The 23,490-nt window shown below is 36.6% G+C and carries 15 protein-coding genes; 4 read left to right on the forward strand and 11 right to left on the reverse strand.

Going from position 1 to position 23,490, the window contains the following annotated elements:
* Positions 1–111 precede the first annotated feature (111 nt).
* The 5 genes from V0410_RS08195 to V0410_RS08215 form a co-directional block, all read right to left on the reverse strand.
* A complete protein-coding gene (locus V0410_RS08195) occupies positions 112–4,632 on the reverse strand; it encodes a TonB-dependent receptor plug domain-containing protein (protein ID WP_330747081.1) in 4,521 nt (1,506 codons plus the stop codon).
* Between the two features lie 3 nt (positions 4,633–4,635).
* Positions 4,636–7,404: a hypothetical protein gene (locus V0410_RS08200; protein ID WP_330747082.1), complete on the reverse strand. Its 2,769-nt coding sequence runs from the start codon at positions 7,402–7,404 to the stop codon at positions 4,636–4,638.
* 64 nt (positions 7,405–7,468) lie between these two features.
* The gene (locus V0410_RS08205) at positions 7,469–9,376 is read right to left on the reverse strand and encodes a vWA domain-containing protein (RefSeq protein ID WP_330747083.1); all 1,908 of its coding nucleotides are present in this window, start codon (positions 9,374–9,376) and stop codon (positions 7,469–7,471) included.
* Positions 9,377–9,466: 90 nt separating this feature from the next.
* The gene (locus V0410_RS08210; RefSeq protein ID WP_330747084.1) at positions 9,467–11,812 is read right to left on the reverse strand and encodes a T9SS type A sorting domain-containing protein; all 2,346 of its coding nucleotides are present in this window, start codon (positions 11,810–11,812) and stop codon (positions 9,467–9,469) included.
* Between the two features lie 12 nt (positions 11,813–11,824).
* A complete protein-coding gene (locus tag V0410_RS08215; RefSeq protein ID WP_330747085.1) occupies positions 11,825–12,343 on the reverse strand; it encodes an RNA polymerase sigma factor in 519 nt (172 codons plus the stop codon).
* Between the two features lie 206 nt (positions 12,344–12,549).
* Here V0410_RS08215 and V0410_RS08220 point away from each other — a divergent pair, with 206 nt between their 5' ends.
* On the forward strand, positions 12,550–13,752 hold the full coding sequence (locus tag V0410_RS08220; protein ID WP_202839256.1) for an aminopeptidase C: 1,203 nt from the start codon (positions 12,550–12,552) through the stop codon (positions 13,750–13,752).
* Positions 13,753–13,983: 231 nt separating this feature from the next.
* Here the strand turns inward: V0410_RS08220 and V0410_RS08225 are convergent, their stop codons facing one another.
* Positions 13,984–15,045 (reverse strand): NADH:flavin oxidoreductase, encoded by a 1,062-nt coding sequence (locus V0410_RS08225; protein WP_034696378.1) that lies wholly within the window; start codon positions 15,043–15,045, stop codon positions 13,984–13,986.
* Between the two features lie 165 nt (positions 15,046–15,210).
* Here V0410_RS08225 and V0410_RS08230 point away from each other — a divergent pair, with 165 nt between their 5' ends.
* Together V0410_RS08230 and V0410_RS08235 are read left to right on the forward strand one after the other, a co-directional pair.
* On the forward strand, positions 15,211–15,603 hold the full coding sequence (locus V0410_RS08230; RefSeq protein WP_330747086.1) for a winged helix-turn-helix transcriptional regulator: 393 nt from the start codon (positions 15,211–15,213) through the stop codon (positions 15,601–15,603).
* Between the two features lie 108 nt (positions 15,604–15,711).
* Positions 15,712–16,128 carry a carboxymuconolactone decarboxylase family protein gene (locus tag V0410_RS08235; protein WP_330747087.1) on the forward strand — a complete coding sequence of 139 codons (417 nt, stop codon included), beginning with the start codon at positions 15,712–15,714 and terminating at the stop codon, positions 16,126–16,128.
* Positions 16,129–16,183: 55 nt separating this feature from the next.
* Here the strand turns inward: V0410_RS08235 and V0410_RS08240 are convergent, their stop codons facing one another.
* Positions 16,184–18,616, reverse strand: coding sequence for an alpha-ketoacid dehydrogenase subunit alpha/beta (locus tag V0410_RS08240; RefSeq protein ID WP_330747088.1), 2,433 nt, complete (start codon positions 18,614–18,616; stop codon positions 16,184–16,186).
* Positions 18,617–18,753: 137 nt separating this feature from the next.
* Between V0410_RS08240 and V0410_RS08245 the strand changes: the two genes are divergently transcribed.
* Positions 18,754–19,047, forward strand: a complete 294-nt coding sequence (locus tag V0410_RS08245; protein ID WP_227941821.1) for a hypothetical protein — start codon at positions 18,754–18,756, stop codon at positions 19,045–19,047.
* Between the two features lie 209 nt (positions 19,048–19,256).
* Here V0410_RS08245 and V0410_RS08250 read toward each other — a convergent pair whose 3' ends face one another.
* The 4 genes from V0410_RS08250 to V0410_RS08265 form a co-directional block, all read right to left on the reverse strand.
* On the reverse strand, positions 19,257–20,051 hold the full coding sequence (locus tag V0410_RS08250; RefSeq protein ID WP_330747089.1) for a hypothetical protein: 795 nt from the start codon (positions 20,049–20,051) through the stop codon (positions 19,257–19,259).
* Positions 20,052–20,309: 258 nt separating this feature from the next.
* Complete coding sequence (locus tag V0410_RS08255; RefSeq protein ID WP_330747090.1) at positions 20,310–21,287, reverse strand: polyprenyl synthetase family protein; 978 nt, start codon at positions 21,285–21,287, stop codon at positions 20,310–20,312.
* Between the two features lie 71 nt (positions 21,288–21,358).
* A complete protein-coding gene (locus V0410_RS08260) occupies positions 21,359–22,267 on the reverse strand; it encodes a hypothetical protein (protein ID WP_330747091.1) in 909 nt (302 codons plus the stop codon).
* A gap of 222 nt (positions 22,268–22,489) precedes the next feature.
* Positions 22,490–23,440 carry a sterol desaturase family protein gene (locus tag V0410_RS08265; RefSeq protein WP_062672048.1) on the reverse strand — a complete coding sequence of 317 codons (951 nt, stop codon included), beginning with the start codon at positions 23,438–23,440 and terminating at the stop codon, positions 22,490–22,492.
* Positions 23,441–23,490: the final 50 nt, after the last annotated feature.

Here is a 23,490-nt window from a genome sequence, read left to right on the forward strand (position 1 = left end):
ATTTTTGAAAATTAATTTAAGGTTATTTCTTTTAAAAAGATTTTTAATGATCCTTGCCAAGGTTTAAAACCTTGACAAGGATCAATAGATGTCTGTTTCAGTTTATAAAAATTAAGGTTCAATACTGGTTGTAATCCCTTGGTTCCAATATTTTGCTTCCGGCATATAATACAGATATACGTTACTCGATTTTCCTGTATACGTTCCGGCAAATTCTACTTTGAGATCAAGATTAATAGTCTTTGTTTCCTCTGCATTGAAATGTTCCCAGTATAAAACCAGATAGTTATCGAAAATTTCATAGTAAGAAACCTGTTTTTTATCAACCATATCTTTCAATAAGGCATTTTGCAGCGTCAGTCCTGCCGGGATACCAATCTTTGCTATGGTCATCGGCAATTCACCGTTTATTTTATTTTTTACAGTAATGGTCATTCTCCTGGTCTCCCCTGTTTTTGATATTCCGGATTTTAATTTGGTCTCCATGGTAAGAGGAATATCCTTGCTTTCCGGAGCCTGAAGCGTGTAATATTGATATTCCAGCTTATAAGGCAGTCCATTCTTATTTGGATAATGAATATTAATCGTATTTTCTCCGGCTTTAAACGCTGATGAAGTACTTATCATAGGTAAGGTTTGTGCTTTATTAATGGTAATCAGCGGTTTTTCAGTTCCATACAACTTATCATTTTTAGAGAAAAAATCAGATAATGCCTGGATTGCCAGTGTTGTGGCCTGCGTAGATCCGAATCCGAAATAGCCATTCAAACCAATAAGCTGATCAACTGCTTCAGCGATTTTCAACTGATTAAGTTTCTCATCTTTCTGAAGTGCCATTATATATAACGAAAGTGTTTCTGCATCTGCAGACATTCCCCATGAACCCGTAAAAGTAACTTCAGATTTTACCTTCTTTGTTTCATATTGTTTGTCCAGAATGTCTATCATATCGTCATATTCTTTTTGTTTCCCCAGATATGCTGCTGCATTAGCAAGTAAAGCCAATTGATAAGAATCTTTCGTAGCCAAAGCTCTTTTCAGCATTACCTGAAAGGAATCTTCAATTTCATTTTTAAAGCCCAGTTTGGATAAAGCATATACAACATACATATTTCTCGACCAGGAAAATTCAGAAAAGTCTTTTTGGGACTCATAGGGTTTTCTTACTTCGAATAATCCGTTTGCATTCTTTTTTGACAAAATAAATGAGGAAAGTCCCTGGATGAGCTTAGTATCCGGGTTCACATACTTCTTTAACTCCGTAAATTCCAGTAATGCGAATGCTGAAAGGGCAACATCTGATTCTGCGGAGCTGAAATATCCGAAACCTCCGTCTTTATTTTTATAACTCAGCAACTTCTGGAAGCCTTTTCTCAGGTTTTTTATCACCAGATTTTCAGTCGCGGTGTCTATTTTTTTATTTGATTTTAAATAATCAAGAATAAAAATGTTAGGATATACTGTTGAGGAAAGCTGTTCAAAACATCCATGAGGTTCCTTTTTAAGTTGCTCTATGTCTCCAAACATCTTCAGAGCCGTACTTTCAAATACATAATAGGACGAATACAGACTTCCGTTGATATACTCCGGAATATTGATTTTGAGATCTTCTGTTTTATTATTAATGATGGAAAACTGATGGAGAAATCCTTTTTCTTCTACTTTAAACGGAAGAATCATTGTCTCTCTGAAATCTCCTGATCTCACTGAAAACTGAATATCAGAATTCACAGTCTCATCAGCCTGTATTTTCACAAATAATCTTCCTGATTCTAATGGTTTCAGAGTGATAAGACTATCAGAACTGATGAGTTTCACATGGTTCGGTACAATAACGTCCATGGTCATTTTACGCGTTTCAGAAGAATTATTTTTAATCACCACAGGAATTGTCATCTGGTCTGTTCTCGTCAGGTACTGAGGAATTTTAGTATCTATCGAAATCAGACTCTGGGCAGCATATGTTGTTTCATCTCTTCCCAAAAGTCCTGATGCGGCAATTCCTTCTGTCATAATTCTGAAAGTGGAATTCGCATCTGAATTATAAAACTCTACTTTTGCTTTTCCGCTTTTATCGGTTTCTACTACGGGATTCCAGTAAAGCGCTTCTCTGTAATCAAAACGGTAAGAGGTACTGGTGGATTTATACTCAGGATAAACGAATTCTCTTGCCCCCTCATATGCTATTAGTTTTCCATAAGGCACGGTTTCTATGGCAAGGTAAGATTTCGGGGTAATATCAAAACTTATTTCTGATTTTCTATTTTTGGATGAGTTGACGATCACTACTCCATTCACAGCTCTGCTTCCGTAAATAGCGGTAGCCGCAGCATCTTTCAAAACGGTAATACTGTTGATATCATTTGGATTAATCGTCGTATTAAAGTTTTCGACAGGAATACCATCCACAATGAATAGAGGGTTCTTATTGGTAATAGAGGCCGTTCCTCTGATATTGATCTGTTCTCCTGTCCCCGACTGTCCGGTACCTGTTATAACTAATCCTGCTACTTTTCCACTCAACATAGAAGTTACGCTGGCATTCTGCATTTCCATAGAAGAAGAAACTGTGGTAGAAGCAACCGTTAATTGATCTTTCTTTACCCCGTACCCCACAACAATTACTTCTTCAATACTCTTATTTTTACTGATGGTATCGGTTTTTGATCTGCCGGGATTATTCAGCTGACTGGTATTGTTTCTGTTTTCTTTTTTTACTTCTTCTTTTCTTTCAGCTTCCTTTACAATTTCTTCTACGTCTATATGGGTAAGTTTCTGTTTTACTAAAGGATTAATATCCAGATTATAAGACAGAATTCTGATTTTCATCTGATGTTTAGGCTGAAAAGACTTTGCAATAATTTTATAAGAATTATTTGCATTTAAATCCGAAAAATAAAACTTCCCGTTTTCAGCAACAGTCTGTTTGAGGATCTTTTTATTATAGGTGTCCAAAAGAAAAACATCTGCTTTCACCGGTTTTTTGTTTTCATCTTCTACCACGCCATAGATTGTGTTTTTCTTTTCAGGAAGATATTTGTATTTATTGCTCTTCACAATTTCCGGAATAGGCTCAAAATATCGGTAACCGTTTGTCAGCATCACAAGATCTAAGCTTTTATCTGCTTTTTCTTCTTTTTTATCGAAATAAAACTGAGGCTTTTCAATTTTCCCTTTGAGCTCAGAGTCCATCAAAAGCCAGGAAATAATATGATTCTGTTTATCATCGGCATAAGTCCATAGCTTATCATCTACCACACTTATTCCAAGATTAGCGGGAACAGGTTTATTATTTTCATCGGTAGTTTCAATATTCAGCATTACTTTTTCCCTTGGAAGATAATGTTGCTTTACAGGGGTAACTTTTATATTCAGCTGGTTTACTTTATTGGTAAAAACAATCCTTTCTGCAAGTGGCATACTGTTTTCCAGAATGGTAAACCTACAGATTCCTGTGGGGAAATCTTTTTCTGCAATTTCTAAAGAATTTATTCCTTTTTTCAGCGAAATAATTTTGCTGTAAACGTCTTTTCCACGGAAACTTCCCTGCAGGGTAATTGTTTTTTCCCGGGTGGAAACGATGGTAACATTCAGGTTTTTATTTTCATTCCGAATATTCAAAACCAGTCCTTCATTTTTTGCTACCGGGAGATTAAAAGTCTGGGTAATATTTTCCGGTTTTACAACTTTTGCATAATAAGTTTCTCCTATTGTAGGCGTAAACCAGAAGTTTCCCATTCCGAAATTATAGGCTGAAATTTCTTTTATTTTTACGTGATTCTGATTGTAAACTGCCAGAACAGCATCTACAGGTTTTTCAAACTCATCCAGAATTTTAAAAGCGATATTCTGTTCTATTCCATTGACAAAAGTTCCGCCTTCCGGTAAGAATTTTACATCCAGATTATTCAGGACAACAGGAATATTTCTGGAGATGGATTCGGTAAATCCGTCAAAATTCACTTTGATATTCAAAAGAGCATCAGAGGATTTCAAAACTTCAGGAAGCTTAAAGGTCAACAGTTTTTTGCCTTCTTTATCCGTAATGAGTTTTCCTTCTGAAACGGTTTCTCCGTTGTGCATTACGGTGTAATCTGCTTCATAAAAAGGAATCGGAAGATTGCTAAGACTTCTCATTGAAAAATCAGCACTTACCTCATCCCCAGGGCCATATCCTTTTTTAGGAAAATCCAGTTTCATTAAAATTCTTGGAGATACAATTTTCTGGAGGGTAATTTCTTTTTCGAAGGTATTTTTCCCTTCTTCGTTCTGCATCCAGTTGGTAAAAGCTCTGATTTTATAGATGCCACCCTTCATATCTTCAGCAAAATAGAAATCTCCCACGGCGTATCCATTGGTAATTTCATATTTCAATTTTTTCACAACACTTCCTGCAGGGTCTGTTATTTCGAAATTTACGACTCTGCTTTCTTCGACCGGTAAATTATTGTTTCCTTTTACCACATATATTTTAAAATACATTTGCTCCCCAGGTTTATAAAAAACATGATTGGTCTGAATGTAGGTTTTTTCTTTTTCAAAGTCCTGAAATGGTTGCTGGCCTTTCACAGAAAAGGCTGAAAACAATAAGCACAGCAGGATGATATAGGTGGATATAAACTTGAGATTCATGAGTTAAAATTTAAGTGAAACAATACAGCCAAATGTTTTAAAGGAAGGAAGATTAAAAAAATCCAATCCTCTTCCATTGCTCATATCGTAGAAATTCTGGTTGGGATCTACCCCATTATTAGCCTGCCAGAGCATGACATTGTTTACATAAAAAGTCAGTTTAAGATTCTGTTTACTGTTGTTAATCGGGAAATCTGAGGAAACGGATATATTGTTGATTCTTATATAATCTGCCTTTTGAACATAATTTTCAGCCATGCCTAAATAACCGTACCTCGACCACCTGTTTTCCATAACATTCTGGTTGGGATCATAGAAATCCACAGGAATCTGGTTGACAGTTCCATTGGCCTGTACACCTTCGAAAATATAATTTTTGATGTTCCTTTCTTCTCCTGAGCCGTAAGAACGACCGTAGTAATCGAGAACCGCCTGTGTCCCGTTCCAAAGGTGGCCTCCTTTTTTCCATTCCCAATTGATATCTAAGGACCAGTTTTTATAGGCAAAACTGTGGTTGAATTTCATCACAAAATCCGGTGTAGGATCTGCAATAATTTTCATTCCGTCTGCTTTTTCAGGAAAACCGAACTCATCAATGATCAGTTGTCCGGCTGCATTTCTTTCAAAGTAACTGCCCATCACAGCACCCAAAACCTGACCTTCTGATAGTGTTTTATAAATATCTTTGAATCCTGAAACCGTCAGATCCTGATATCCCGGAGCTATCCGGTCTACAATATCTTTATATTTGAAAAAGGAAACTTTATGGGTGGTATACATATCGTATCCCAGACGTAATCGTTCGTAAGCAAAATTGAATTCATATCCGCTGTAGGTATGATCTGCTACATTCTTTAACCTCAGCTGATTGTTTTCAAAGACAGGAAATATATCGTCAGTATTCTTTTTATTAAAATATTCTCCATCTACACTTATTTTATACCCAAGATTCAGCCTGGCTCCAATTTTCCATTCCTGTGTATTAATATTAGATAAACCCCGGAAGCTTTCTACTTCCTGCACCGGAAAGTATTGATTGTAATTTTCCGCCTTCAGCAAAGTAGTAGAATACGAAGCATAGGATCTTATAATTTCCGGCTCGGAGCCTAATTGTGTATAGCTTCCAAATAATTTAAAATTGTAATTATACCAATTGAAGATCTCATTGAACTTCAGATAAAAGTTAGCCTTTGGAAGCCAATAATTATTTTTAATAGAAGTATTAGAGATATAAAATGAATTTCCAAGATTAAGACCTGCTTCGAAATCATAATCGCGGATGTTCATATTATAATTAAAAATATGATCCTGTGAAGTTCTCTGATAGAGATATCTTTGATGGGTCAGGCTGTTATAAATGTCGGATTTTTTGTCATTTAAAATAAAATTCAGGCTGAAAGTATTTCTAAAGTCATAGTTTCCCAATGAATAAGAGCCCTGTATATTGGAATGATAGGAGTTGTTGTTTTGAATCCTTTCATTCGATACACCGCTGATGAAACCATAAGTAGAAGGTTTATATTGGTCCTGATTCCAGGTAGTAATACTTTCATAGGACTGAGTAATATTCAGTTTAAACTGATCCCAGTCTTTCGCTACGCTGAGACTCAACTGTCTGTCCCGATTCTTATAGCGGTATTGGCTATCCTGCTCAAAAAGGAAAGAAGGATTGTCTGCATATTTGCTGTAGCTTCTCTGCGAACCGTTATTCAGGAGAGTATTTTGTTCATTTGAAAAAGAAACCGGCGTTAACAATGAGTTTTGGTAAGCTCTGTTGAACAGTCCTATTCTATTGGTATTCGTAGCTTTATCTTCTTCGTAGTTAAAAGCAAGATTAATGTAATATCTACCCAAATCTGCATTCAGCTTTGCTTTAAGGGTATTGGTAATATCAAACTGATCAATAAAATACATCTGGTTCTTTTGCTGCCCCAGATTCAGTGCAAGACGGAGTTTTTCATTGTTACCCTGTTGTATAAAAGCATTTACATTCAACTGGTTATTATAACCTACCGTTGTTCTAAAGAGGTTATTATCATATCTTTTTGCACGCTGAAGTCCATTAATCCACGGAATCAGTTTTCCATTCTGATCGTACTCATAAGGTAATCCATTAAATCCAAGGGTAGATAGCGCTGGTCCAAAACTGAACATTTCATTCGTTTCAGGGCCTTTCCAAACAAGGTTTCCATTTTCAGATCTTCCCTGGACATACTTATTTTGAGTCCCCGGAACAGCATTCCTGCTTTTAATATCAAAAGATGTGGTAAAGCTTCCGTTAAAGAGCAATGTTGTCTTATTGATCCTTTTTAAAACATAAACACTATCATTCTTCTGCTTTAATTTTCTTATTTTATCAAAATAAGAATGTGATCTTTTACTGAGTCGGGTTTTGGTTTTTTCAATACTGAAATCGTCTTTAATCTCCTTTGAAACAAGACTGTCATAGGCTTTACTGTAAACATTTTCTACACTTTTACTTCCTGTCTGATTTTCCAGAATTGTTTTTAATTCCCTGAGTTCATAAGAAGAAATAACATGGGTATTTTTCCCCTGGTTCCACACTAGGGTATCATAAGGTTTAGCTGCAATAATGGCAAATCCCTTTTCATCAGTCAGTTCATAAATACCACTGTTTTTATTATAAACCTTTAAAAAGTTGTGTTCTTTATCCTTAGATGTTAAAAATTTTCCGGAATAGTACAATTGTGAATTTTGTGCCTGTAATAAGGTAATCGTAAATGGCAATAACAGCAAATAATTCTTTTTCATCAATTATTAGTATGCTTAAAAATATAAAAAAAGAAATTTCCGGGGAAATTTCTTTTTTTATGAATTATTTTTGAATTGTTTTATAGCTCTCTATCAGCCTTATAAATTCTGAACGATAGCCTTCTTCATCCTTACTTTTTCCCTGTTTAGCAAGGTTTTCAATATCGGAAAGATCTTTTTTTGTAATCAGTTCTGAGTTTCTTAATACCAACCCGAACCAGGCTACGGAAGATGCAAATTTAAAATCCGGACTTACTGAAGATTTATTTTCTTTTTTAATAACTTTAGTTGTCTCAATGCTTTTATCTCCATCAGGTTTTTTGTATCTGAACTTTACCGTTGCCATTTCATCTCCAAAGTTCTTCTTTTTAGAAATTTCAGAGTATTTCAATTTTGTTTCTTTTGGGATAAATTCAGAATCTACGTTGGCCGGGATCACTTCATATAAAGCAGTTACTGTATGTCCGCTTCCTAGTTCTCCTGCATCAATCTTATCATTTATAAAGTCTTCATTTCTCAGTTTTCTGTTTTCATAGCCGATCAGTCGGTATGATTTTACATATTTAGGATTAAATTCAATCTGCACTTTTACATCTTTGGCAATGGTATAAATGTTTCCGGCAAATTCTCTTCCCAGGAATTTATTGGCTTCCTGCATATTATCAATATAAGCATAATTTCCGTTTCCTTTGTCCGCCAGAATTTCCATGGTATTGTCTTTGTAATTTCCCATTCCATAGCCGAGGCAGGTAAGGAAAATCCCGGTTTTCCTTTTTTCTGTGATCAATGTTTCAATATCAGTGGTAGAAGAAGCTCCCACATTAAAATCACCGTCTGTTGCCAGAACAACTCTGTTATTTCCTCCTTTTATAAAGTTTTGCTTCGCTAGTTTATAGGCCAGTTCAATTCCTTCTCCTCCCGCTGTACTTCCTCCTGCCTCAAGCTTATCTAGTGCCTGAATTATTTTTTCTTTTTCACCTGCTGACGTTGGGGGAAGTACCATTCCTGCACTACCGGCATATACTACAATCCCAACTTTATCCTTAGGTCTGAGCTGGTTCAGTAAAACTTTAAGAGAAGACTTCAGCAATGGCAGTTTATTTTCCTCACTCATTGAACCTGAAACATCAATAAGAAAAACAATATTGGAAGCAGGCAGACGATCCATCGGAATATTTTTCCCCTGAAGTCCTATTTTGAGCAATTTATGTTTAGGATTCCATGGAGATGCACTGTATTCTGTATTAATTGAAAAAGGATCGCCATTTGCGGGTTGAAGATAATCATATTTAAAATAATTGATCATCTCTTCTACTCTCACTGAGTTTTTATCAACCTTACCTCCGTAACTGATCATTCTTCTGACATTGGAATAGGAAGCATTATCTACATCAATGGAAAATGTAGAAACAGGTTGATTACGGGTTAATTCAAATGCATTTTCAACTAACGCTGCATATTCTTCATTGTTATAATCAATATCCTGATCTGCCTTTTTTGTAGGCTTTTTAATATTCTTTTTATCACCTACCTGATGGTCGTACACTCTTCCTGATTCAGGGAATTTTATGGAACGTTCTACTTCCATTGCGGTCACTGACTTCGGTTTTGGGCAGCCATTATATTCCGGTAATCCCGGAACCGTAGGACAGGCATCATCTTTGTCCAAAATACCATCTCCATCTGTGTCCGGCCATGGACAGCCATTATTTTCAGGAGGTCCTGCCACTGTAGGACATGCGTCATCTTTATCAATAACACCGTCTCCATCCGACTCTACCCACGGACAGCCTTCATTTTCTACCGGACCGGCAATATCAGGGCATTTATCCAATTGATTAGGAATTCCATCCTGATCCTTATCTTTCCTGACACTGTAAGTCTTTGTCTCCTTGGACATTTCAGTATTTTTTTGAGTTTTACAGCTTGTCAATGCAACAAGCCCTAGCATGGTTATTACAATTTTTTTCATCTTTAAAAATTTCGACAGGAAATTATTAAAATAAATTCAAACCTGTTAATAATTGTTAAATAAAACTTATTCCTTAAATAAAAAAGACAGTTAATTTTTAATGATCTTAAATGTCTCCCACAGATCATTAGTATGAATACGTACTAGATAAATCCCTTGAGGATAAGAAGTTAAATCAATTGTATTTTTACCTTCCGGCAGTTTTTCTTTTCTCATAATAATCTTTCCGGCAAGATCATAGATAAACAGTTCTTCAATTGGTTTTCTTGTTTTTATCTGCAGCTGACCTTTTGTAGGATTTGGAAATAGTACAGTTTTACTCTCAACCTGACTGTCAATTTCTTTTTCCATTTTTTTGTTGATGTTATCATTTGAAATTCCTGCGCTGCATTCTGGCAAAACAGCTCTCTGAAGGATTAATCTTAATAGTAAATCATTCAGTTTTTCAACTTCATAAGAATCTATGGTAGGTTTGATATGGCTGTTTCCTATTCCACTGTCATCTGTAAGGAACGTATAGGTTCCATTGGTGAGTAAAGCAAATGTACGCATCAGATATTCCGTTTGTTTATCGGTATCACTGGCTGCCAGTGGAATAATGGTAATTCCTTTCTTTGCGGCAGCCTTTATTGTACTATAAAGTTCCTTTATATTCTGTTCTGAATGGTGCGGAGGAGCATCCAGAATTAAAAACATTATTTTAGTAGAATTTTCATCACTCCACTTCAGCTCATCAACGGAAACTTTTAGTGCTTCTACAACAGCTTCCGGCGTATCGCCGCCACCGCCGGCCATCTGTTTTTTAATAAATCCTACAAGGTCTTCTGCTTTGTCTGAAAAATCAAACTTCCGGGTTACATATTCATCTCCCTGATCTCTGTAAAAAACTGATCCATATCTTACCGTTGTATTCTTAAGCTGTCCTTCGATCTTTTTCAACACATCCAAAAGTTCAGACTGAAGATAAGAAATCTCATCCCCCATAGAACCGGTAGCATCCACTACGAAAGCAAGATCTAATACACGCTTTTGCAGACAGTGTTTATCAAGAATAATCAGGTTTTGTCCATTTTTAAAGGTTCTGAGATTACTACTGATGATCTGCCCAGAACCATCAGATAAATAATATTTCTGAGAATCTGAGTTTTCATCAGTCATCGGTGATATCCATAATTCCACATTGCCCAGATTATCTGAAACGGCTTCCCAGATAATATTTTTCTTATCATCCAATAGTTTTATTTTCTCCCCTATTACCGGTTTTCTGTCTTGATTGACCAACTGAACTGAAACCCTTTTATCAGGGAAGAACTTCCATGTATTTTTATACTGATCCAGAGTAGGAACTGCAATATCTTTCCAATAATCCCACTTAGAAAAATCGTTAACTTCTCCTGCTGTGAGCTGGCCTGCTTTCGGAAGTACTTTTTCAGGTTCTTCAGGTTCTTTTAGTATTTTCTCTTTACTTTCTGAAGAAACTTTTTTAAGTTTTTCTATTTCTTCTTTAGATAATCCATTCGTGGTGATGACAACAACTCCGTTATTAGCTTTGCTTCCATACAGCGCAGTAGCTTCAAGACCTTTCAGTACTTTTAATTCTTTTATTTTTTTAGGATCAAGGATATTTAAAAATCCAGATTCTCTGCCTGATAATATTCCATCAACAATATATAAAGGGTTCGTAGAATGGCCATCAATACTTTTTGCTCCTCTGATTGATATTTCATCACGTTTTTTAATTCCAGTGGTTACTTCTATTCCGGCAACACTTCCTGCCAATGAAGATATTGCAACCGGAGCATGTGCAGAAGTTTTGTCTGTGGAAGCAATCATCACAGTGGAAGCAGATGAAACAGTCTTACTTTTAACTGTTTTTGAATATCCCATCACTACCACTTCTTCAATACTCTTAACGGCATTGGTATCTTTGCGTTGCCCTGAATAGATATAATCTACTTTTCTATCACTATATAAAGTATCATTTTTCTCTTTTTCTGAAAACACGGGATTGGGCAATGTTTTCTGAGGAAATCCCACAGGATATTGAGTATGAGTTGGCAGTGTATTAATTGCCAGTTTTTCTACCGGCTTAACACTATTTTTCTCTTTCTGGATATTCTGTTTTGTAAGGCTGTCTATTTTTGCAATATCAACTTTATTACCAGGAACGTTTGACCCTTTATTTTCTGTTATTACAGGTTGTGAAGGCTCTGCAACCTCTTTTTTATTCATAAAGTAAAAGGCCCCAAGACCAATCATCAAACTTGCGGCAATACCATACGGCAGCCAAAGTGGAATTGTTTTCTTTTTATCTTCTTTTTTATCTAATTTCTCTTCAATTTTATCCCATACTTTCTCAAAACCAGGAAAAACAGCTGGCTCTTCTGAAAGTCTGGAAGCTTCATTGAATTGTTGATCTATATGATTATTTTCCATTGTTGTAAAAGTTTAAATGTTTTGATTTACGAGAAGTTCCTGCAGCTTTTTCCTTGCAAAATTGAGCTGGGATTTTGATGTTCCCTCACTGATGGAAAGCATCGCCGCTATTTCTTTATGAGGATATCCTTCAATAGCAAAAAGATTAAAGATGGCTCTGCAGCCTTCAGGAAGAAAGTTCAGTAAGCTCAGAATATCTTTTTCCAGAGAAAGGTTTTCTGTAGTTCCTTCAGAATGATCAGTGAAATTTTCTTCCAGGGAAATAAACAGTCCTTTATCTGATCTCAACTTCTGCAGGCATTCGTTTACCGCTATCTTTCTTGCCCATGCTTCAAAAGTTTCGGGATTCTGAAGCTGAGTAATTTTCGTAAAGATTTTATAGAATGTATCAGCCAATACTTCTTCTATATCTTCGTCGTTTTTCAGATAGCGTCTGCAGACTGCGTAGAGTCTGCCCGCCATTTTCTCGTAAACCTTCCGCTGGGCATTGCGGTTGCTACGCTGGCATTCCAATAATAATTCTTGTTCCATAGTCAGGAGTTATACTATGATAGATGCGGAAACTTTTGAAAGGGTTGGAAACATGATCAACTTTTTTAAGAAAATAATTAAAAAATAAAATTATAAAGCAACTTCTTACTTCTTTTGAGTCTTTTTTTAATTTCAAATTTAACTTTTCCTTGTGTAACAAATCTCTATTATCAACGACTATTAATACAAATAATCTTTTTATAGTAATGAAAAATGCCAAAATTGCATCATTACTTTTTGTTTTGTCTGCAGGAAGTATGATGTTTGCCCAAGATGACTTAATCAACAAGTTAAAAAACAACCAATCACAAAATGCTAATTTTCAGTTCACAACGTTAAAGGACGTAGGTGCGACTTCTGTAAAGAACCAGGGTTCATCAGGAACTTGCTGGAGCTACTCCGGAAACTCTTTCCTTGAATCTGAAATGCAGAGAATGGGCAAAAAACCTGTAGATCTTGCTGAGATCTTTACAGCAAGAAATTCTTACCACGATAAAGCCAAATTATATGTTTTGAATAATGGTGCTATCAGCTGGGGTGACGGAGGAGAACTTCACGACGTAATCAATATGTACAAAAAGTACGGAGCAGTTCCTCAGGATGTTTACACAGGATTAAAAGCCGGACAGACTACGAATAACTTCAAAGAAATGCAAGGAAAACTGAAGCCGGTTCTTGACAGCCTTGTTCAGGCTTCTTCAAAAGGAAAACTGACCGATAACTGGATGGATTCTGTAGATGCTATTCTTGATGAATATTTGGGAAAAGTACCTGCCAACTTCACTTACGAAGGGAAAAACTATACTCCGAAAACATTTGCTAAAGAAGTTGTAGGAATCAATCCTGAAGATTATGTAGAATTATCTTCCTATAAAGATTATCCATATTTTCAGAAATTTGTAGTTCCGATTCCTGATAACTGGAGCCACGATTCTGACTGGAATGTTCCGATGAAAGATCTTACTGCAATTATTGATAACGCTGTAAATAAAGGATATTCTGTAGGTTGGGCAACGGATGTTTCTGAGCCTTATTTCTCTTACAAAAACGGGGTAGCTTATGTTCCGGACATGGATCTTGACCAGATTACTGCTGAGAACAAGCAGACTTTATTTACAGAGCCTAAAAAGGATAAAAGCATCACTGAAGACATGCGTCAGAAAGCACTTAATAATCTTTCTACAACGGATGACCATGGTATGCATATCGTAGGTCTGGCAAAAGACCAGACTGGTAAAGAATATTATATGGTAAAAAATTCATGGGGTGTAACCAATGATTTTGCCGGATATATTTATGTAACAAGACCTTATGTTGAATACAAATCAACAGCAATTCTTGTTCACAAAAATGCCATCCCGAAAAGCATCTTAAAACAATTGAAACCGACCAAGAATATCGGTTTATAAGGAAATCATTTCTGCCAATTTAAAGGCAGTTTTAGATATTTAAATCTGTTAAAACCCGCTCATGAAAATTCTGTGAGCGGGTTCTTTAATAAATAGGTGAAAATTAAATATAAAATAAAGTGAATTTATGCTGATTTAATACCAGATTGAATCGTCAATTCCTTTTCGCAAATGAATAAATTATGCTGTTAAAAAACCACCGCGAAACGAAATCACAATTCATAATTGATATTAAAATAAAACGCCCATACTCTCAGCTGAGAAGTCAAGCAGAGCTTCTGTATTGCCATCTTTGATCTTCTGTACCCACTGGTGATCCTGTAAAATAGCTCTTCCTACAGCAACAAGATCAAACTCTTCATTGTCAAGTCTTCTGATCAATTCTGTAAGGTCTCTTTTTTCTGTTCCCTGTCCTGCAAAAGCATTAAGAAAATCTCCGTTTAAGCCTACAGAACCTACGGTAATAGTTGGTTGCCCGGTAATTTTCTTGGCCCATCCTGCAAAGTTTAAATCAGAACCTTCAAATTCAGGTTCCCAGAAGCGACGCTGTGAACAGTGGAAAATATCCACCCCTGCTTCTTTTAATGGTAATAACCAGTCTTCCATTTCGTTTGGAGTAAATGCCAGTCTGGTTTTATAATCCTGCTGCTTCCACTGGGAAAGACGGATAATAATCGTAAAATCCTCTCCTACTGCTGCTCTGATTGCTTTTACTACTTCTACAGCAAATCTGCTTCTTTCTTTCAATGTTTTACCCCCGTATTCGTCAGTTCTGGTATTGGTTACTTCCCAGAAAAACTGGTCGATAAGGTATCCGTGAGCGCCATGAATTTCAATACAGTCGAAACCAAGATCTTTCGCTGACTTTGCAGAGGCTGCAAACTGTGCAATCGTATCCTGGATATCTTCGATGGTCATCGTAGAAGCTTTTTCCATTGGAACTAACGGATAGTCCTCTGACATTCTTGTATCTCCAACATGCCAGATCTGAGGGCCCATTTTACCTCCATTCTGATGTACAGTATCAATGACGTTTTTCCAACCATTCAAAGCTTCTGTTCCATAGAAATCTGGGATATTCTGCATATTTTTTGATCCAGGTCTGTTGATCACAGTTCCTTCGGAAAGAATCAATCCTACTTCTGAAGCAGCTCTTCTTCCATAATAATCTGCAATATTCTGAGTGGGAACTCCATTATCAGACTGTGCTCTGGTCATTGGAGCCATTACAATTCTATTTTTAAGCTGTAAATTCTTGTATTGGAACGGTTTAAATAATGATGATGTGCTCATATTTAAATTTATATTTTATAATTGTTACACAAAGTAACTAATAATAGTTCACTTTTGTATCTTATATAAAAAAAATAGTGGTAACTTCGCAGTAACTTACATTAGTAACATCAAAGTAACATATGAAACTACATTTTCATATGATATTAAAATAAAGATCTCTCTATGAAAAAGAATGAATTAATGCAATACAGCTGTCCTTTAGGGAAGGCAATGGCCGCTTTGGGAAGCAAATGGAAGCCTATTATTGTTCTGGTGATTAAAGACAGAAAGTTACGTTTTGGAGAACTGGCAGTACGCATTAATGTCATTTCCAGAAAGGTACTGACTGATCAGCTTAGAGAAATGGAAACCGATGGATTGGTGATCCGTGAAGAGTTTAAAGAACTTCCTCCCCGAGTAGAATATTCCCTTACAGAAAAAGGATTGGCTCTGCTGCCTATTCTTTATTTACTGGAGGAATGGGAAGCCAAATATCAGGTGAAAGGACAGCATGAAGATAAAGACTGTGCTTTTCTGAATGAGGAAGTAAAAAATAAAAAGGCTGTCAATGTTTGATAGCCTTTTATCTTGGATAGCACTTCCAAAAAGGTAAGTATATCACCAAAATGTAAGCATATAGTTTCAAAACTATTTCTGATGCAAATTTGCAGAAAAATATTCATTATGAATTACAATGAAATTGCAAAAGAAACCATTGGAAATCTCTACAGAGCCCATAACAGCATTAGAAAATCCGGTATTGATAAAAAACTGATCGCTTTGGTGGAGCTGCGTGTGTCTCAAATCAATGGATGTGCCTATTGCTGCAGTTATCACGCTAAAGAACTCTCTGATTTTGGCTTTGAACAGGATCTCATCAACAGACTTCCGGGCTGGAAACATACCAATGTCTTCAATGATCAACAAAAGCTTGTTTTAAGCTGGGCTGAAGCTCTCACTTATGGTAAAGATGACTGGCTGGAAATTAAAGCAAAACTTGCAAAGCAATTCACAGAACGGGAAATTGTAGAACTTACGGCAAGTATAACGCTGATGAATACTTTGAATACACTAAGGATTGCTTTGGCGGAAGAGGATTAGCAAACAAAAACCGCTCCCAAAAAGGAAGCGGTTTTAAATTTATCTAAAATCCCGATTAGAATATCGCTGGATATTTCTGAGGATTTGTTTCATTAAACATAGCGTAGATTTTTTCTACCATATCGTCTGCAGACGGCTTACTGAAATAATCACCATCACTTGCATATGCCGGTCTGTGATCATTGGCAGAGATCGTCAACGGATCTGAATCCAGATATCTGAATGCCTTTTGCTTTTCAAGGATCTGTTGCAGGATAAATCCTGTAGTTCCTCCTTCCACATCTTCATCAATCACTACTAATCTGTTGGTTTTCTTAACACTTTCAGCAATTTCGTGAGATAAATCGAAAGGAATCAACGACTGAATATCAATCACTTCTGCAGAAATTCCTAATTTTTCCAATTCATTAGCAGCTTCCGTTACAATTCTCCATGTAGATCCGTAAGTGACCAAAGTAACATCTTTTCCTTCTTTTGTTACTTCAATTTTCCCTACAGGAACAGTAAATTCTCCTAAGTTATCCGGTTGTTTTTCTTTTAATCTGTATCCATTCAGACATTCTACGATGATAGCAGGTTCGTCAGCCTGAAGCATTGTGTTGTAGAATCCTGCTGCTTTCGTAAGGTTTCTAGGAACCAATACCAAAATACCTTTTGAAAGGTTCAGAATACCAGCCATTGGAGAACCGGAATGCCAGATTCCTTCTAATCTGTGACCTCTTGTTCTGATAATTAACGGAGCTTTCTGACCTCCTTTTGTTCTGTAATGTACCGTTGCCAGATCATCACTCATCCCCTGTAAACAGTAAAGAACATAGTCTAAGTACTGGATTTCAGCAATGGGTCTTAAACCTCTCATCGCCATACCAATTCCCTGTCCAAGGATCGTTGCTTCACGTATTCCCGTATCAGCGATACGTACAGCACCGTACTTTTCCTGCATTCCTTCCAATCCCTGGTTGACATCACCAATGTTTCCGGTATCTTCTCCAAAGATTAAAGTTTCAGGATATTTTTCAAAAATTTTGTCAAAATTGTTTCTGATCACTACTCTTCCGTCTACCTCTTCGGAACTGTCAGAGTATACAGGTTTGATTTCCTGAACATTCTCAGCTTTCCATTGGGACTGAGAATATAAGTGAGAAGAATAGTTGTCTTTTTCAACAGCAGATACTTCATTGTACTTCTGCATCAATTGATTTCTTTCAGCAGAATTTGTTCCTCTTGTCGCCAGTAAAGTCTGTCTAACCAGATGGAAAATATCTTTCTTCGCTTTTGAAACCAATTTGTTAAAATGAGCGATATAATTTTCAACTTCAGCATTCTGTCCTTTAAGGTTTTCTACTAAAGGTAAAATAGACTGGATCAGTTCTGAAATGGCTTTCTGATAATTTTCCCAGGCTGTTTTCTGTCCGGTTTTTGCCGCTTTTTTCGCTTCGTCGTCGATAGCATCCAATTCTTCAGCAGTAGCAATTACTTCTTCTTTTCCGTCAATTTCGATAGAATAGTTCAGTATCCACTCTTTGAATTTCGCCAGCCCGTCATACTCAGCTTCCCATGCCAGACGCTCTTCGTTTTTATATCTTTCGTGAGATCCGGATGTAGAATGTCCCTGTGGCTGAGTAACGTCTACCACGTGTACTACCACCGGTACACTTTCTGTTCTTGCAAAATGTTCTGCCTTAGCATAAGCATCCAATAATGCAGGATAATCCCAGGCTCTTACCTGGATAATCTCACATCCCTGGTTTTCTCCTTCTTTTCTCTGGAAACCACTTAGCATTTCACTGATATCAGCTTTTGCTCTCTGATTTTTCGTAGGAACTGAAATTCCGTATCCGTCATCCCAGATAGAAACGATCATAGGAACCTGAAGCGCACATGCTGCATTCAGAGTTTCCCAGAAATGTCCTTCTGCTGTAGAAGCATCCCCAATAGTTCCGAAAGCAATTTCGTTACCTTCTCTTGAGAATTTTTCTGAACCGTCAAATTTTACGCTTTTATAAATAGTTGAAGCCTGAGCCAATCCCAATAATCTTGGCATCTGTCCGGCTGTAGGAGAAATATCGGAAGAAATATTTTTCTGAGCTGTCAGATCTTTCCAGCTTCCGTCTTCATGTAAACTTCTTGTTGCGAAATGCCCGTTCATCTGTCTTCCCGCTGAAGCAGGTTCCCTTTCCACGCTGGTATCTGCATACATCTGCGCAAAGAAACTTTCTACTGTCAAGGCATCTATTGCCAATGCAAAAGTCTGATCCCTGTAATATCCTGAACGGAAGTCTCCATTTCTGAAAACTTTCGCCATTGCAAGCTGAGGAAGTTCTTTTCCATCCCCAAAAATTCCAAATTTAGCCTTTCCTGTGAGTACTTCTCTCCTTCCGAGATAAGACATTTCACGAGAGATCCTTCCTAACCTGTAGTCTTCAAGTATCTGATTTTTAAAATCTTGAAAGGATATTTGCTGTGTTTCAATATAGGTTGTTTGCATAGCTAAGTAAAAAAGTTTTTAATCTTCAAGTATTTTGCTAATATACACTTTTTAAATTAATTTTAATTTTTAATAATCTTTTTTAAAAATTTGATAATAAAAAAAATTGTGCTTTATTTTGAAAAAAATTGTAAAAGATGGAAAAAAAATCACCACATATCTTGAATGCTTCCAGCAATCTTTTAGGATTTTCCTTACTCATTATCACCTCATTGAAAATCTCTAAAATCAGTCAGCATACCTATTTGGACGAATTTGCAGGATTTGCCTGTATTCTTTTTGCCTGCAGCTGTTTCTTTTCCTTTCTGGCAATCAGAACAAGGAATAGCAAGCGGGAATACACGTTTGAGAACATTGCGGATTATTTATTTTTAATCGCTTTATTTTGTATAGTTCTAGCCGTTATCATTGTAACCCTGAAAATTATTTAATTTAAATTTTTCGCTTAATTAAACAATCGAAGGTAATAAATAAGGATAATTACATGTAAATACAAGAATTCATTAAGTAGCTCTTTTCTCATTTTTTATACTGAATCACTATCAGATTCTGAATTTAAAAAGAAAAGTGCTGTACATACATTTTCAGTTTCCCGAAAACCTATATACAGCACTTTAGTTTGATTAAAGTAAAAATAGAATCAGATCTTCTGAACAGTTACATTGGTAACATTTCCACTTCCTGTAGATCCTGTTTCTGTCGAAATAATCGTAGAATTCTGATTCGGCGCCGCCGTAAAACGGATCTGATATCCGGCTGTAGGTGCAACAACTACGGTTGTATAATTCATCAGTTCGCCTACAGTTCCCGAAGCAGCAACTGCGTTATAATGGCTTCCTCTTCCCAGATAATTCGCATCCGGTACAGGTCTGATACCAATGAGCAGCTGTGTTCCTGCGGGCATATTGGTAAAACTAGCCTGCAGCGTTACCAGATAATTTCCGGGCTGGTTAAAAGTCATCACCCCAGTTCCGGTATTATAAGAATAGAAAGGGGAAGTCGCTATCGGTGCAGCGAATAATAATGTCGTGATCGTAGAAGAACTGATGTTCTGGTTCGCTGCCAAACGCGCATGAAACAGTGAATAAGCTGTAAAATCTATGGTCTTCAGAATTCCGGTAGCATCAGCTACAACCACCCTGTCGGTTCCTCCGATACCTACATTCGAATTAATATTACGGATACGGGCATTTCCAGACGCTACATCCAATTTTTCAGTGGGCGAAACTGTACCAATCCCTACTTTAGCACCTGAAGTTACACTGAAATCATTATCCTGTTGAGCCACAGAAGGAATTCCTGTTGCAGGATTGTCTTTAGAACCGTCAATATGAAAAGTTGTCTGGGGATTTTGAGTACCTATTCCCACTTGTGCGTACGCGATGAAGCTTGAACTGATAGCACATGCTATCATCATAGTTTGAATTTTTTTCATTATTTGTTGTTTTTTTCTAACGACAAATAAACAAAATTTATATTGAAAATCAATGAATTATTAGCAATTATTTTACTTAATTAATGCAAAATGTTAATTTACAGTAATTTAATCTTACAAAAAAGCTAAATAATCACAACTCATTGAATTATTGGAAGATAGGGTTATTTTTCTTTCAATAATATGGATCCGTTACACCATGCGGGATTAAAGGAAATAGAAGAATAAAAAAATCAGAACTGATAAAAAACGTTAATATCAGAATTTTCTTTCAATGACATAATCCAGCATACTATGCAGCGATTTTCTTGCTTCGGAATCCGGAAATTCATTCAGGATATTTTGAGCTTTCTGTTGAAATTCTTTCATCACTGTAATGGCATAATCCAATCCACCGGAGCTTTTCACGAATTCAATCAGCTCTTTTACACGTTTGGGATTGTTATTATATCGTTTTATGGTATCGAAATAATACTTTCTATCTTTTTCAGGCGCTATTTTCAAGGTATGAATCAAAGGCAGCGTCATTTTCTGTTCTTTGATATCAATTCCAACAGGCTTACCGATGACGTTTGAACTTAAATAATCGAAAAGGTCATCTTTGATCTGAAATGCCATTCCGGTATAAGTGCCGAAATCCATCATCTTTTTGGCTAAAGCTTCATCCGCATTATTGGAAAGAACTCCTATTTCACAGCACGCAGCAATCAGAGTTGCTGTTTTCTGTCTGATAATTTCATAATAAACCTCTTCCGTAATATCCAGCTTTCTGGCCTTTTCCAGCTGAAGAAGTTCTCCTTCAGACATTTCACGGATGGTTCTGGAAATCACTCCAAGCAGGTCATAATCTTTGTGGTCTGTAGATAGTAAAACTGATTTTGACAAAAGATAGTCTCCTACCAAAACTGCAATCTTATTTTTCCACAGTGCATTGATTGAAAAGAAATTACGACGTTTAAAACTTTCATCCACCACATCATCGTGTACCAGAGTAGCGGTGTGGATCAGTTCGATCATTGAAGCACCCCGGTATGTTTTTTCCGTCACCTCACCCACCAGTTTGGCACAAAGAAACACAAACATAGGACGCATCTGCTTTCCTTTGGTGGTAACAATAAAACGGGTTACTTTATCCAATAAAGCTACTTTACTCTGCATTGACTCATAAAACTTCTGTTCAAAAAGTTTCATTTCATCATTGATCGGTCGTTTAATCTCTTCTACAATGTTTGCCACAATCTGCGATGCTGGGTGAATAATTATTAATTCTCACAAAGATAATTTTTTTCGCTCAATTTTAAGGCAAATTAATCTTTGAGTTGTTCTTTCGGGATAAAATAAAATGAAGGTTTTGTAGTTCCCAACGGAGATCTGAACTTTTCCCCTGAAATATAAATTCCCGTTTCATCTGCACTTATTCCCTCAATCTGTGCTAATGAAAGCGCAGTCCCGAGGTAATAATGCTTTGGTTTTTCTTTAAAAAATATTCCGGGTTCTGTTTCTGTAAAAATATCTAAAAAGACTTCTGTTTTCCTGGTATATCCTACTAAGTAAAGCTTTTTATCAAAGTAAGAAGCATCTGTAACCACGAAGCCTGTTTTATAGGTTTCTATTTTTTCTGCTTTTTGCATTTCTGAGATTTCAGGATCTACGATATAATGCGTGGTTGTTTTTGAAGCCCATTCTTTGGTAAATATGTGCAGCTTTCCATTCAGGTAAATCATTGCTTCTGCATCGAAATCGTTCTTTGCGTTTTTAGCAATAAATTCGGTCTGTTCAGGATAATAAAATAAAATTTTCGTTCCATCGAGGGCTCTTTCCGAACCGGGAATTTTAATGACATTAGACTCATCGAGACGTTCGTATGGGACTTTGTAAATCGTCAGATCCTTTCTTGTTCCGGTATTATTTCCGAAATCCCCGATATAAAAATTCTCTCCGTCATTGGTTAACGCTTCCCAATCTGTATTGATTAAATTGGTTTTCAGTGTCCTGATAATTTCACCACTTTTTTTATCCAATTCAAAAATTTCGGCAGGATTTCCACTGTCATTGAATGTATACAGCTTTCCATTGAAAATATTCAGTCCTGAAGTTTCTTCAATCTTATCATCCAGGTAATTAACTCTGTATTTTTTTATTTTCAGAAAATCAGTCCGCTGGGAAAATGCAGATTGGCCAACGAAAAGAGCAACTATCAGAAGGAGTTTTTTCATAAGACAAAAATAAGGTTTTATTGTGAGTTGGAGAGTTGGAGGGTTTGCATGTGATGCGGGATGCGGGTTTCGGGATGTGGGCTGCGGGTTTGAGGGGAGAGTGTGGATTGCTGCGGAATATAAATATTGTATAGCCTTTGAAAAATGCCAATTCTAAAAATAGAAAAACGGGCCGAAACAGCCCGCTTTTCCCTTAGATTTCTATTGATTTTAAATCAGAAGTTAAGCCGTTTTCTGCTCTTTCTGATTTTGCTGTTGTTCTTTCTTTTGTGCCTGTCTTGCAAAATACTCTTTCTGATACTGTCTTACGGTTTTTCCTGTTCCGTCATGTCTCCATCCCGGGGAATTAAAGATATAATTGATTCTGTCTGTGAATTTTAATCCCGGCTGCTTCAGATCTTTCCAGATTTTTCTCCATTCATAAAATAATACCGTATCCGGTCTGTTATCCGGCATTTTTGGATAGATTCCATATTTCACGGGTACATTCGGATCTTCTTTTTGGAAAGTCCCAAATATTTTATCCCAGATAATGAGACACATTCCCATATTTTTATCCAGGTATTTCACATTACATGCGTGGTGTACGCGGTGATGAGAAGGTGTTACCAGAATATATTCCAGGAATCCCATACTCTTCACAGTCTGCGTATGTACCCATGTTCCATACACTTGTCCGATGGCGTATGCCACCATAATATGCCAGGGATTGAATCCTAAAAATGCCAGCGGTGAAAAATATAAATATCTGTAAAGCGGCTGTAATACGGGACTTCTGAATCCTGTTGTCAGGTTAAAATATTCTGAACTGTGGTGCGTAATATGAACTGCCCAGAATGCTCTGGAACGGTGATCCACATAATGCAGCACATAATAGGCAAAATCTGTGATGATAAAACAAGCCAGCAAGTACCATACGCTAAGGTCCCAAGAGAAAAGCCTGTGATGGTAAAAGAAGAACATTACGCCCATGGCAAATGCCTTCATGATAAGGTCAAGACCAAAGTTCATCAATGCAAGATAAACATTGGTGGCAAGATCTTTCCCGCTATATAATTTAGCTTCTGAAACGTGGCTGTAAATCATTTCAGCTAAAATGACAGTGGCATGCAATGGGATAGCCCATGCATACACATTTTCCAGCCCGTCCTCGCTCATAAGAAAATCCATCATCACAAAATAATTTGTGCAAAGGTAGGGTTTTAAGCTATTTTTTAAGAAAG

Source organism: Chryseobacterium sp. CP-77 (assembly GCF_036362765.1).
GTDB lineage: Bacteria > Bacteroidota > Bacteroidia > Flavobacteriales > Weeksellaceae > Chryseobacterium > Chryseobacterium cupriresistens.